Below are 13811 nucleotides of genomic sequence, written 5' to 3'. Positions count from 1 at the left end.
AAAGGTTGTACGGCTTGAAAAAATGGGGGATTTAGCTCATGTCAGAAAAAGTGAAAATTGTTACGCTGGGCTGTGAGAAAAATCTCGTAGACTCAGAAATTATGTCGGGCCTGATCGATCGGCGAGGTTACTCACTAGTTGACAGGCAAGAGGATGCGACGGTAATTATCGTTAATACTTGTGGTTTCATTGATGCGGCAAAAGAGGAATCGGTAAATACGATTCTGGACTTGGCCGAGCTGAAAGAGACTGCCAATCTTAAGGCGTTAATTGTTTCTGGATGCCTAACGCAGCGCTACAAGCAGACGTTGATGGAAGAGATGCCGGAGATTGACGGAATTGTAGGGACGGGTGATTTTTATAATATTAATCAGATCGTTGATGAAGCGCTCAAGGGGAAGAAACCGATTTATGTCGGAAATCCTGTATTTAATTACGAAGAGATTTTGCCTCGTAAATTAACCACAGCGAAATACACAACATACGTTAAAATCGCTGAGGGCTGTGATAATAACTGTACTTTTTGCAGTATTCCTATTATGCGTGGTGCATTCCGCAGTCGTTCGATGGACTCGATAATAGCTGAGGTTGAGCAGCTAGCAGCTCAAGGTGTGAAGGAAATCAGCCTGATCGCTCAGGATTCCACGAACTACGGAAGCGATATATACGGTGAGTTCAAGCTTGCTGAGCTGATGAATAAGGTCAGTGAAGTGTCTGGTATTGCATGGGTAAGACTACATTATGCATATCCAGGTTTTTTTACCGATGAGCTTATTGAAACGATGGCTTCGAATCCTAAAATTTGCAAATATGTGGACATGCCTCTACAGCACAGTGAAGATACCGTACTAAAACGAATGCGTAGACCTGGACGCAACCGGGATATTCGTGAGTTGGTTGCAAAAATCCGGGACCGTATTCCTGGAGTGTCACTGCGAACTTCACTGATTGTAGGCTTTCCGGGTGAAACTGAGGAAGAATTTGAGCGTTTATGCCGTTTTGTTGAGGAAATCAAGTTCGATCGGCTCGGCGTATTTACATATTCAAAGGAAGAAGATACTCCAGCGTCAAGATTGCCGGGTCAGATTGATGAGGAAGTAAAAGAATGGAGAGCGAACACACTGATGGAAATTCAGCGCTCTGTTTCAAATGAGACTAGTGGCAAATTTATTGGACAAATTTTGGATGTGCTCATTGAGCGATATGACGGTCGCAGTGATATTTTTATAGGCCGCTCTCAATACGATGCACCAGAAATAGATGGAGAGGTTTATGTGAGTAATTGTTCAGCAGAGATCGGAGAAATTAGTAAAGTTCGCATTACACATGCTTATGAGTATGATCTGTCAGGGGAGGGTGTCCTGTGAATTTACCCAATCGAATCACATTAACCCGTATTTTTATGATCCCGCTCATGCTAGTATTTTTGTTGGTTGATTTAGAATGGTGGTCCCATGAGCTGAGTGTGGGAGGATATTCGCTGCCGGTGAATCAGCTAATTGCTGCTATTTTGTTTATTGTTGCCGCCAGTACGGATGGAATTGACGGGTATATTGCTCGTAAGCACAATCTTGTTACTAATCTTGGCAAGCTGCTTGATCCGTTAGCTGATAAATTGTTGGTTGCCTCGGTATTAATCGCCCTTGTTGCTATGGGCAAATGCGATTCATGGATTGCGATCGTTATTATTAGCCGTGAGTTCGCCGTTACTGGTCTGCGTGAGGTTGCTCTTCTTGAAGGCTCCGTTATTGCAGCAAGTAAATGGGGCAAGGCGAAGACAGTTACTCAGATTATTGCCATATCCGCACTGCTGCTTAACAATTTCCCGTTCGAATGGCTGAATATTCCATTTGCTGACATCGCGATCTGGTTAGCTGCGATCATTACCATTTACTCAGGGATAGATTATTTTGTGAAAAATAAAAATGTTCTGAATTTCTCGAAAATCTAAATAGAAAAGACAGTATTGAAGGAGATTAACCATATGAAAGCAGAAATCATTGCAGTTGGTACTGAATTGTTGCTTGGTCAAATTGTAAACTCCAATGCGCAATACTTGTCCGAGGAATTGGCTTCGCTCGGTATTGATGTCTATTTTCAAACCGTTGTTGGTGACAATATGAGCCGTCTATCTCAAGCGATTAAAGGCGGTGCTGAGCGAGCGGATTTATTGATTTTGACAGGCGGCCTCGGGCCAACGCAGGATGATCTGACGAAAGAAGCCGTTGCTGAAGTGCTTGGTAAATCACTTCATATCGATCGTATGGCCATGGACAACATAGATCGTTTCTTCCAAGGTCGGGGAACCCCGATGACAGAGAACAATCGTCGACAAGCATTATCGATTGATGGAGGCACGCCGCTTCCTAATGCAACTGGTCTTGCGGTCGGCAACGCGATTGCTGAGAACGGCAAGTTCTACATACTGCTGCCTGGACCGCCAAACGAAATGAAGCCGATGTTTGAAGCAGAGGCCAAGCCATGGATTTTGCAGCATGTTCTGACGCACGAAACTCCGTTATACTCCCAAATGCTGAAATTTGCTGGTATTGGCGAATCTGCACTCGAGACTAGGCTGCTGGATCTGATCAAAGATCAGGCCGACCCTACCATAGCTCCTTACGCTAAAGAGGGTGAGGTGACGATCCGGATCTCTACGAAAGCAAATACCGAGAGCGAAGCTATGGTGAAGCTTGATAAGCTGACTGAGGAAATTGCTTCAAGGCTATCCGACCACTTGTATGCCACAGGGGATATTCCGATCGAGAAGACGATCATCGACCTCATGACAGAAAAAGGATTAACTCTCAGTGCCGCAGAGAGCTGCACGGGAGGTTTGCTGATGGAGACCTTAACGACTGTTCCCGGAAGCGCGACTGTGTTCCTTGGAGGCATCGTCTGCTATTCCAATGCAATGAAAGAGAAGCTGCTTAATGTCCCGCATGATCTCCTTGAAGGCGAGAATGCCCCCGGTGCTGTTAGCGCCGAGACCGCTCAGGTTCTTGCTGAGCAGGTGCGAATGATCGTGGATACCGACTTCGGCCTCGCGATTACAGGCGTAGCAGGTCCAGGATACTCCGAGCGCAAGCCGGCTGGACTGGTCTATATCGCCATCTCTCGTCGCGGTGGTGATACTAAGGTCATTGAGCTAAATCTCAAGGGCAATCGCGACACCATTCGCCTCCGCTCCACCAAAACAATCCTGTATCATTTGTGGAAGCAAATTAAAGATAATTAAGACGATTCAACTTATACTTGAAACTTCATTTAGTACCGGATATAATCAAATCACGGAAGAACCGTAGCAAACTTTTTTAAAAGTTGTGCTGCGGTTCTTTTTTTGTTGGATAATTGTTGATGCTAGTTTAGGCCGATTGCGGTATCGAGAGATAGCTATTTTGGAAAAAGGAGGGTTGGATGAGCTAAAAGAGCTAAATGAGCTTTATGTAATGGTGATTGTGTATGGTAGCTGGTGGATAGTCAGTGGTTGAAAGTTGAAAGTTGAAAGTTGAAAGTTGATAGTTGATAGTTGGTTGACGGTTGTTTGCTCGTCGATTCGTCGCTTGTTGGTTTGTCAGTTCGTCAACAGTTTGCTCGTTGGCAAAAAGTTGCAATAGTGCAGCAATTTTAATTGAAATTCCCAGATTTAGGTAAAAACCTGCGAAAATGCATGAATTTCACCCTATTTTGTTCATTATCAGCTTATAAGCCCCCCAAAGATGCACTTTTGCAGTAAATTTGCACGTTGTGTGGATTCCAAAAGGAATACCTGCATTTTTGCAGGGATTTTAGGTACATAGCACATATACTCACTCTCATAAGTAACTATACAGCGCACTAAGGAGATTCCCGAAAGGAGAGCCGCCTTGCGGCAGGAAGTAGCAGTGAAAATGCACGCAGCAGCAAGTCCACTCCCACAGCAGGAACGCTAACCTAAAGCGTGCCCGTAGGGCGACAAGCGGCTCATTGAACATAGCTGCCCCCGGGTGAGTCGAAAAAGAGGTTCTCTCCAGCATGTTTCCAGGTAGCTCGGGTGTTCCAAAAGTAAGACGTACCCGAAGGGGGAAAAGCGTTCCTTCCACCAAAGTAGAGCGATTTCCCGATAGGGAAGAGCGAGCAGGAGCGACTCCGTGACTCAAACGTTACCACAATTTGCGGAGTCCCGAGGGCAGCGGGCCCTCGGGGGCCCCTCCCTTAGGATTAAGGCCCAGAGATTCAAATACGCGAATATATGTTCGAAAAAATGCTTGGCAAACGTTTCAAAACAAGGTACAATTACAAGTGTAAATAATCCTTATATTTTAAATTGGACAGGGATGTGAGCTGATTGTCAGATCGTAAAGCTGCGCTTGAAATGGCGCTTCGTCAAATAGAAAAACAATTCGGTAAAGGTTCCATTATGAAACTGGGAGAATCCACACATATGCAAGTGGAAATTGTACCCAGTGGATCTTTAGCGCTGGATATTGCTCTTGGCATAGGTGGATTGCCTCGCGGACGGATTATCGAAGTATATGGACCAGAATCATCTGGTAAAACGACAGTAGCGCTGCACGCGATTGCTGAAGTTCAGAAGATTGGCGGACAAGCTGCATTTATCGATGCCGAACATGCTCTGGACCCATCTTATGCAAGCAAGCTTGGCGTCAACATCGACGAATTGCTGCTCTCCCAGCCTGATACAGGGGAACAAGCACTTGAGATCGCAGAAGCTCTTGTACGCAGTGGAGCGGTGGATGTTATCGTAATTGACTCCGTAGCAGCATTGGTTCCTAAAGCGGAAATTGAAGGGGAAATGGGTGATTCCCATGTCGGACTTCAAGCGCGCTTGATGTCTCAGGCACTTCGCAAGCTGTCCGGTGCAATTAGCAAATCCAAAACAATTGCAATCTTTATTAACCAATTGCGCGAGAAAGTGGGCGTTATGTTCGGTAACCCCGAAACTACCCCTGGTGGCCGTGCGCTGAAATTTTATTCGACGGTTCGTCTTGATGTGCGTCGTGTCGAGACAATCAAGATGGGCAATGATATGGTAGGTAACCGTACAAGAATTAAGGTTGTAAAGAACAAGGTTGCACCTCCGTTTAAACAAGCTGAAATTGATATAATGTATGGTGAAGGTATTTCTAAAGAGGGAAGTATTGTCGATATTGGCGTAGAGCATGATATCGTAGACAAGAGTGGAGCATGGTATTCCTACAATGGTGATCGTCTTGGACAAGGACGTGAGAATGCCAAGCAATTTCTTAAGGAGCATCCTGAAATTTCGAATGCCATTGAGCAAAAGATCCGCGAAGCTAGCAACTTGACGACTTCAGTTGCTCCTTCGTCTGCGGGTGATCTTGAAGATGAAAAACGTGAAGAGCAGGCGCTTTTTGAAGAAGAATAATTAGTTTTTTTATTTATTAATATAAGCGCTCTGTTTTGCGGTGATCCGGAAGCAGGGCGTTTTTTTGCCTAAGAACAATGGTTTGTGAAATTTACAGGCAAGGGAGCGTGCGGTGGGTGGAGCAGCGATATGGAGACCGTGGATACCGTCGTCCACATAACAGCCGCGATATAAAGTCTGATCATAGTGAGATCGTGGACATTTCCGAAGAGGGCTTCTGGGAACAGGAGAAAGCTTATGATTCATATTCGAAAAAATCCGGGGAAAATAAATATAACCGGGAAGAATATAAACAGGATAACGACGAGAACAATGGGATAGATTCTTTCCCTGAAGATATTGACTTGGAAATTACTTCAGTCCAGCTTCTTAAACGGCCTAAGTTTCGCTACCGTATTTCCTTCGGTCCATATTCTCTGGAGGTTCATGAGGATGTGATGATCAAATATCGCATGATTAAGGGATCAGTGTTTAATAAGGCTGAACTGACCAAAATTGTATTGGCGGATGAACGGCAGCAAGGGTATGGAGATGCAGTTCAATATTTGAGTCGTAAACCACGTACCGGTTATGAAATAACCATGCGACTAGGGGAAAAGGGCTGGAGTGAAGAGACGATTTCAGATGTTGTGGATAGACTAACAACGGAAGGTTTGATCAATGACTCGCTATACGCGCAGGAATGGGCAGGACAACGCGTCAAGAATCGTGGTAAGGGTAAGATGTGGGTAAGACAGGAATTGCGCCAAAAAGGGGTCTCCAAGCCTTTAATTGAGGAAGCGTTGGGTGAGATTAGCGAAGAAGATGAATATGACAGCGCTATGCAGTTAGGTGCTAAGAAATGGAGAGGCACTTCTGGAGAATATTTGGATAAGAAGCGAAAAGTGGGAGCTTTTTTGGTGCGACGCGGATTCTCGGGAGGGCTGGTCTCGCGTGTAATAAGGGAACTTGCTCGTCAAGATGGAATGAATGGGCCGGAAGACTGGGAAGAAGAGTAGGTCGATAGTGAGGGCAACTATGGGCATTGCTTGACAATTTCTTTCATCAAATAATAAAATGAACTTGAATCTATATTGATGGAGTCCTTTTTCCTTCCAAAATTGTAGGCTCTGAAGAGATTCATATTCGCCAATCATGAAGGCTTCATTTACGAATCATCGGTATTATACCGCAAGTTCTCGTAAAGCCTATATGAATCGGCCTGTAATCGATTCTATGTATGATGATGAATGAGAACAATTACAAAACTGAACATCCCAAGGAATGCCTTGGAGGAAACAACGGGGAGGTGAACAGATGGATGCATGGATCTGGATCGTTCTCGTTGCTGCCGCATTATTCTTTGGGTTCGGGATCGGATATTTTATTCGCAAATCTCTTGCAGAAGCTAAAATTTCCAGTGCGGAACACGCTGCAAGTCAAATCTTAGAAAACGCGAAGAAAGACGCAGAAGCACTGAAAAAAGAAACAGTACTCGAAGCTAAGGATGAAATCCACAAGCTAAGAACTGAAGCTGATAAAGACATTCGTGAACGTCGGAATGAAATTCAACGACAAGAGAGACGATTGTTGCAAAAAGAAGAGTCGCTGGATAAAAAATTAGAATCGCTGGAACGTAAAGAAGAGCAAGTGGCTAGCAAAGAGAAACGAATTGATGAAACACAACAGCAGATTGAAATGTTGTACAAGAAACAGGTTCAAGAGCTTGAACGCATCTCGAATTTGAGCATGGAGGATGCCCGCACTATTATTCTGAATAATGTAGAGCAGGAAGTTCGCCATGAGACGGCTCAGCTCATTAAGGACATTGAACAACAAGCGAAGGAAGAAGCGGATAAGAAATCCCGTGAAATTATTACGCTCGCCATTCAACGTTGCGCTGCAGATCATGTAGCAGAAACGACTGTATCGGTGGTAACGCTGCCGAATGAGGAAATGAAAGGACGCATTATTGGTCGGGAAGGCCGTAACATCCGTGCTCTGGAGACCCTTACAGGGATCGATCTTATTATCGACGATACTCCGGAAGCAGTTATTTTGTCAGGATTCGATCCAATTCGCCGTGAAATTGCCCGTACTGCTCTGGAAAAATTGGTGGCAGACGGTCGTATTCATCCAGCACGGATTGAAGAGATGGTTGAAAAATCCCGTCGTGAAGTGGATGAAAGAATTCGTGAATACGGTGAGCAAGCGACCTTTGAGGTTGGTGTACATGCACTGCATCCGGATTTGATCAAAATTTTGGGACGCCTCAAATTCCGGACAAGCTATGGACAAAACGTGCTGAAGCACTCTATGGAAGTAGCTTATCTGGCAGGACTGATGGCTGGCGAGCTTGGAGAAGATATCGCTCTGGCTAAACGTGCAGGCTTGTTGCATGACATCGGTAAAGCGCTTGATCATGAAGTGGAAGGATCTCATGTCGAAATCGGCGTGGAGCTGGCTAAGAAGTATAAAGAGCATCCGGTTGTTATCAACAGTATTGCTTCCCACCACGGGGATTGTGAGGCTACTTCCGTTATTGCGATGCTGGTTGGTGCGGCTGACGCTCTGTCAGCAGCCAGACCTGGAGCACGGCGTGAGACGCTGGAAACTTACATTCGTCGTCTGGAGAAGCTCGAAGAAATTTCCGAGTCGTTCGAAGGTGTGGAGAAATCTTTTGCAATCCAAGCGGGCCGCGAGGTTCGTGTTATGGTGCAGCCTGAGAAGATTGACGATGCGGAAGCCTTCCGTCTGGCAAGAGATATTACGAAGACCATTGAAAGTGAACTCGATTATCCGGGACACATCAAGGTTACCGTTATTCGTGAGACGCGTGCGGTTGAATACGCTAAGTAAAGGTTATGATAAAAAGTGGCCCTCAATGGGCCGCTTTTTCATTGCCTGTCTAAAATCCTGAAATTGAGGAGGAAACATCATTAAAGTTCTATTTATCGGAGATATTGTTGGAAATACGGGACGTAAAGCCGTTAAGGAGACACTCCCGCACTTAAAGTCAAAATACAATCCTCATATCATTATCGCTAACGGTGAGAATGCGGCAGCAGGCCGTGGCATTACAGAAAAAATTGCTAAAGAATTTTTTGATCAAGGGATTCATGGACTTACTATGGGAAACCATACTTGGGACAATAAAGAAATTTTTGATTTCATCGATAACGAACCGCGAATGGTGCGTCCGGCGAACTTTCCACCGGGAACACCAGGGCTTGGAACGACGGTAATCAAGGCAAATGGCAAGGAATTGGCTCTTGTGAATTTGATGGGCCGTACTTTTCTTCCAGCAATTGATGACCCTTTCCGTGAAGCGGATCATATTATAGATCAGTTATCCAAAAAGCATAAATGCATTTTGGTGGATTTTCACGCAGAAGCGACCTCGGAGAAAATTGCTATGGGCTGGCACTTGGATGGACGTGTATCTCTGGTAGTAGGAACTCATACGCATGTACAGTCCAACGATGATGTCATTTTACCCCAGGGAACAGCTTACCTGACAGATGCCGGAATGGTTGGCTCACGCGAAGGAATACTTGGTATGGAGCGTACAGCAGTACTGCGCAAGTTCACAACACAGCTCCCTGTAAGATTTCAAGTATGCGAAGGAAAATGGCATTTCCACGCTTGTTTGGTCGATATAGATGAGTCCACAGGTAAAGCGAAAAAGATTCAAAAAATTCGTCTGCTTGAGGATGAATGGATTATGGATTAACTTGAAATGACCAATAAGTAATGCTTCCGGTAATACCAATGGGAAAAAAGAAGGAATTTTTTAAGCCCTCACGAATATCTTCTAATAATGGAGTCAAACCATTATTCCCAGGGAGGTACTAACCATGGAAGTGTTAAAAGTTTCAGCAAAATCCAACCCTAACTCCGTCGCAGGTGCACTTGCAGGTGTGCTAAGAGAACGTGGCTCTGCTGAACTACAGGCCATAGGTGCGGGTGCTCTCAACCAAGCTATTAAAGCGGTAGCGATCGCCCGGGGATTTGTGGCACCAAGCGGAGTTGATTTGATTTGTGTTCCGGCCTTTACGGACATCGTCATTGATGGTGAAGATAGAACAGCTATTAAACTGATTGTAGAACCTAGATAATAAAATTAATATTTTGTGTATGACGCCTGTTTACGCATTGTAGACAGGTTTTTTTGCTATCTGAAACGGGTAAATTCTACCTGGATAGGAGGATTTGGATGAAATATAAAGTGGCTGACTTTCATTGTGATGCACTGAGTAAAATGCAACTTGATTCTACCCTGTTTTTTGATAAGGAGAAAGACCTTGATGTTACTTTGCAGCGAATGCAGCAAGGTGGTGTTGCGCTTCAAACCTTTGCAATATTCGTATCTCAGCGGCTTGGTAAACCTGGCTTTAGCCACATTTTGGATCAAATCGATATATTTCAGCATAAGGTTGTATCAACAGGAGTTGTTCCGATTACATCCGTGGATGAGCTTGAACATGCATTGGAAAGCGGGAAACCCGGAGGAATTCTGTCAATTGAAGGAGCTGACGGACTCGAAGGCAATCTGTACCACTTACGGACCTGTTTTGAACGGGGGGTTCGCTTCTTAGGGATAACCTGGAATTATGAAAATTGGGCAGCAGACGGCATACTGGAGGCTCGTAACGGAGGGTTGACGCCAGCAGGAAGAGAGTTGGTTAAAACTTGTTATGAACTTGGTATTACGCTTGATGTCTCTCATTTATCGGAAAAGGGGTTCTGGGATTTGGTTGAGCTTGCTAGTGAAGCACACAAGCCTTTTATAGCATCTCATTCGAATGTCTATAGCATTTGCCCGAATATAAGAAATTTGCGTGAGCATCAAATCCAAGCGATAATTAATTTGTCCGGGGTTATTGGAATAACCTTTGTACCTTGGTTTGTAAAAGATATGGAATCCGTCAGCAGCTATGATTTGTTACCTCATATTGAAAGAATATGTGAGCTTGGCGGGCAGAAGCATTTGATGTTCGGTTCGGATTTTGACGGGATTGAATCACATTTAACGGATTTAAAGCATTCCGGACATTATGACGGGTGGGTAAATACACTGTTGTTACATTATCCTGAAGACTTGGTTACAGGTTGGTTGTCCAGCAATGCTATAAGCTTTTTAAGAAATTGTCTCCCTAAAAACAAGTAAGCGCTTTAATTCATCCAATTACGAGATGGTTTTGATCGAAAACTACTATATGAAAAAAGGGTGGGAAACGCTTGCTTTTTATAACCATTCGACATAAAATTGACATGAAACTGATACAATTTGTTCACAATTATTAAATTAAATGTGATTCTTATTGCTTAACATTTTGATTTTACTATCAGCACTTTTTTACTATCATTCTAGTGCGATACGATTAAAAGGGGTGGGCGATCTTGATTAGTCAATTGTCTTGGAAGATCGGTGGACAGCAAGGTGAAGGCGTTGAAAGTACAGATCGAATTTTTTCGACGGCCTTGAACCGACTTGGATACTATTTATACGGTTACCGGCATTTTTCCTCTCGTATTAAAGGCGGCCATACAAATAATAAAATCCGGATCAGTACCGAGCCGATTCGTGCCATTTCAGACGATTTGGATATTTTAGTCGCCTTTGACCAGGAAAGTATCGATTTGAATGCTCATGAATTGCGCAGCGACGGGGTAATTGTTGCTGATGCCAAATTTGGTCCTGTAGTACCAGAGGGAGTTACAGCTAGATTATTTCCGGTTCCTATTACTAGCATTGCTGAAGAACTAGGGACATCACTTATGAAAAATATGGTTGCATCAGGCGCTTCTTGGGCACTATTGGGTCTACCGCTTGAAGTATTTAATAAAGCTGTTGAAGAAGAGTTCGGGCGTAAAGGTCCGGCTGTCGTTGAGAAAAATATTGAAGCTGTTAAACGCGGTGCGGATTATGTACTTGAGCTAGCTGGTGGACCGCTTGACAATTTCAAGCTTGAGCCAGCAGATGGCAAGCAGAAGATGTTTATGATCGGCAACGATGCGATTGGCCTTGGTGCAGTAGCTGCAGGATGCCGTATTATGAGTGCTTATCCGATTACTCCTGCATCAGAGATTATGGAGTATTTGATTAAGAAGTTGCCAAAGTTCGGTGGAACAGTCGTTCAGACTGAAGATGAAATTGCGGCAATTACGATGGCGATCGGTTCCAGTTATGCTGGTGTTCGTACGATGACTGCTTCTGCGGGTCCAGGTCTTTCTCTTATGATGGAGGCGATTGGTTTAGCAGGAATGACTGAAACACCTGTCGTTATTGTTGATACACAGCGCGGTGGTCCTAGTACAGGGCTTCCTACTAAGCAGGAGCAAAGTGACATCAGCGCTCTAATCTACGGTACACATGGAGAAATACCAAAAATCGTAATCGCCCCCAGTTCGATTGAAGAGTGCTTCTACGATACAGTTCAAGCTTTTAATCTGGCGGATAAATATCAAGTACCTGTTATTCTGGCGACTGATCTTCAGTTGTCATTAGGCAAACAGTCCTGCGAAATGCTGGATTACGAGAAAATTTCAATCGATCGTGGTTATATTGTTAAGGATATTCCGGATCGTGAAGATAAGAGCATGTTCAATAGATACGCTGTCACAGAAAATGGGATTTCTCCTCGTGTACTCCCTGGAGAGAAAAACGGTATTCACCATGTAACAGGTGTAGAGCATGACGAAGCAGGCAGACCTTCGGAAAGTCCGATCAATCGGAAAAAAATGATGGATAAACGCCTTCGCAAAATTGCGAAGCTTGAGGTTGAAAACCCGGTTCTTCTGCACTCTCCACATGTTGACCCTGACCTTCTAATTATTGGCATGGGCTCCACGGGCGGAACGATCGATCAAGCTCGTCTGCGTTTGAATGGAGAAGGGATAACATCGAACCATTTGACAGTACGTCTGCTGCATCCGTTCCCGGTTGAACAAATACTGCCGGAAATTAAAAAGGCGAAAAAAGTGCTCGTATTAGAAAATAACGCAACAGGTCAATTAGCTAACCTGATTAAAATGAATGTAGGTCATCATGATAAAATCGTAAACGTACTTAAATATGACGGTAATCCGTTCCTTCCTTCGGAAATATTCGAAGAATGCAAAAAAGTATCCGGCAACTTACCGCAGGAGGAGTTGGTGAAAAATGGCAACCTTTAAAGAGTTCCGTAATAACATCAAACCAAACTGGTGTCCAGGCTGCGGAGATTTCTCGATTCAAGCTGCCATACAACGTGCCGCTGCTAACGTAGGTCTTGAGCCTGAAGGTCTGGCTGTCATTTCGGGGATTGGCTGTTCCGGCCGGATATCCGGATATATAAATGCTTATGGACTGCATGGTATTCACGGTCGTGCACTGCCAATTGCGCAAGGCGTAAAGCTGGCAAACCGTGATCTTACAGTTATCGCTTCCGGTGGTGACGGCGACGGATTTGCCATCGGGATGGGCCATACCGTTCATGCCATACGGCGTAATGTCAATATTACGTATATCGTCATGGATAACCAAATTTACGGTCTAACCAAAGGGCAAACTTCACCGCGTAGTGGCGAAGGCTTCAAGACAAAGAGCACACCTGAGGGTTCCATTGAATCCGCGTTGTCGCCGCTTGAGGTAGCGCTTGCTTCAGGAGCTACATTCGTTGCGCAATCCTTCTCCAGTGATATCAAGCAATTGACCTCACTGATCGAGCAGGGTATCCAGCACGAGGGCTTCTCATTGATTAACGTATTCAGCCCATGCGTCACCTTCAACAAGGTGAACACCTACGACTGGTTCAAGGACAACATCATCAATCTGGAGACGATGCCGGATTATGATCCAAGCAACCGCGTGCTGGCGATGAATACGCTGATGGAGACAGGCAGCATGATTACAGGGCTGATCTACCAGAACAAAGAAAAGAGAAGCTATGAGAATCTTGTCTATGGCTTCAAGGAAGAGCCGCTTGCTCATCAGTCGCTGGAATTGACGAAGAGTGAGTTTGACAATTTGGTTGCTGAGTTTAGATAGGGAGTTTATAAATATATGGCGCTTAACTATACTTTAGTTTGATGGAGATAAGTATGGATAAGCGCTTTATGTTGTCTATATACAAAAAGGCAACTCTTTTCTTGGGATTGACAAGAATAAAGAGTTGCCTTTTTTTATCAGAGTATCAGTAAGAAGACATTGATTCTAGGACACCATTCACAAAGTATAAATATTTATCGGAGCTGTAAGTATATTCGTATACCCATAACTCAGAAGTACCCCAAGAGTAAACATCCTTAGAACTACGATCAACGGCCATTTTGAAAAATATAGGTCTACAGGATTATTGTATTTTTGAATAAATGAGAAATAAGCTTGAGTGCACGTGGCTAGAAAAGATAAGTGTTTTTTTGTCGAACTAACATTATTAATATATAAAAATTTTCATAA

11 protein-coding genes are annotated in these 13811 nt (G+C 44.2%); all 11 read left to right on the top strand.

Annotated features, from left to right (window positions below):
• Positions 1-38: 38 nt before the first annotated feature.
• The 11 genes from rimO (at position 39) to BLS49_RS01735 (ending at position 13400) form a co-directional block, all read left to right on the top strand.
• Complete coding sequence (gene rimO / locus BLS49_RS01785) at positions 39-1367, top strand: 30S ribosomal protein S12 methylthiotransferase RimO (protein ID WP_091226203.1); 1329 nt, start codon at positions 39-41, stop codon at positions 1365-1367.
• The gene (pgsA, locus tag BLS49_RS01780; protein WP_091226202.1) at positions 1364-1951 is read left to right on the top strand and encodes a CDP-diacylglycerol--glycerol-3-phosphate 3-phosphatidyltransferase; all 588 of its coding nucleotides are present in this window, start codon (positions 1364-1366) and stop codon (positions 1949-1951) included. Before rimO ends, pgsA begins: the two co-directional genes overlap by 4 nt.
• Before the next feature lie 33 nt (positions 1952-1984).
• The gene (locus BLS49_RS01775; RefSeq protein WP_091226200.1) at positions 1985-3238 is read left to right on the top strand and encodes a competence/damage-inducible protein A; all 1254 of its coding nucleotides are present in this window, start codon (positions 1985-1987) and stop codon (positions 3236-3238) included.
• Between the two features lie 1089 nt (positions 3239-4327).
• Positions 4328-5389 carry a recombinase RecA gene (gene recA, locus BLS49_RS01770; RefSeq protein ID WP_091226199.1) on the top strand — a complete coding sequence of 354 codons (1062 nt, stop codon included), beginning with the start codon at positions 4328-4330 and terminating at the stop codon, positions 5387-5389.
• 116 nt (positions 5390-5505) lie between these two features.
• Entirely contained in the window at positions 5506-6387 is an 882-nt protein-coding gene (locus tag BLS49_RS01765) for a regulatory protein RecX (protein ID WP_245742230.1), read from the top strand.
• Positions 6388-6685: 298 nt separating this feature from the next.
• The gene (rny, locus tag BLS49_RS01760) at positions 6686-8227 is read left to right on the top strand and encodes a ribonuclease Y (protein WP_091226195.1); all 1542 of its coding nucleotides are present in this window, start codon (positions 6686-6688) and stop codon (positions 8225-8227) included.
• 79 nt (positions 8228-8306) lie between these two features.
• Entirely contained in the window at positions 8307-9101 is a 795-nt protein-coding gene (locus BLS49_RS01755; RefSeq protein WP_091226194.1) for a TIGR00282 family metallophosphoesterase, read from the top strand.
• A gap of 124 nt (positions 9102-9225) precedes the next feature.
• Complete coding sequence (locus BLS49_RS01750; RefSeq protein ID WP_091226192.1) at positions 9226-9486, top strand: stage V sporulation protein S; 261 nt, start codon at positions 9226-9228, stop codon at positions 9484-9486.
• Between the two features lie 98 nt (positions 9487-9584).
• A complete protein-coding gene (locus BLS49_RS01745; protein WP_091226190.1) occupies positions 9585-10538 on the top strand; it encodes a dipeptidase in 954 nt (317 codons plus the stop codon).
• 233 nt (positions 10539-10771) lie between these two features.
• Entirely contained in the window at positions 10772-12547 is a 1776-nt protein-coding gene (locus tag BLS49_RS01740) for a 2-oxoacid:acceptor oxidoreductase subunit alpha (protein ID WP_091226189.1), read from the top strand.
• Positions 12534-13400 (top strand): 2-oxoacid:ferredoxin oxidoreductase subunit beta, encoded by an 867-nt coding sequence (locus BLS49_RS01735; protein ID WP_091226187.1) that lies wholly within the window; start codon positions 12534-12536, stop codon positions 13398-13400. Before BLS49_RS01740 ends, BLS49_RS01735 begins: the two co-directional genes overlap by 14 nt.
• Positions 13401-13811: the final 411 nt, after the last annotated feature.

Source organism: Fontibacillus panacisegetis (assembly GCF_900102215.1).
Classification (GTDB): domain Bacteria; phylum Bacillota; class Bacilli; order Paenibacillales; family Paenibacillaceae; genus Fontibacillus; species Fontibacillus panacisegetis.
Note: the sequence above shows the minus strand (reverse complement) of the source record. Positions and strands in the feature narration are given on the sequence as shown.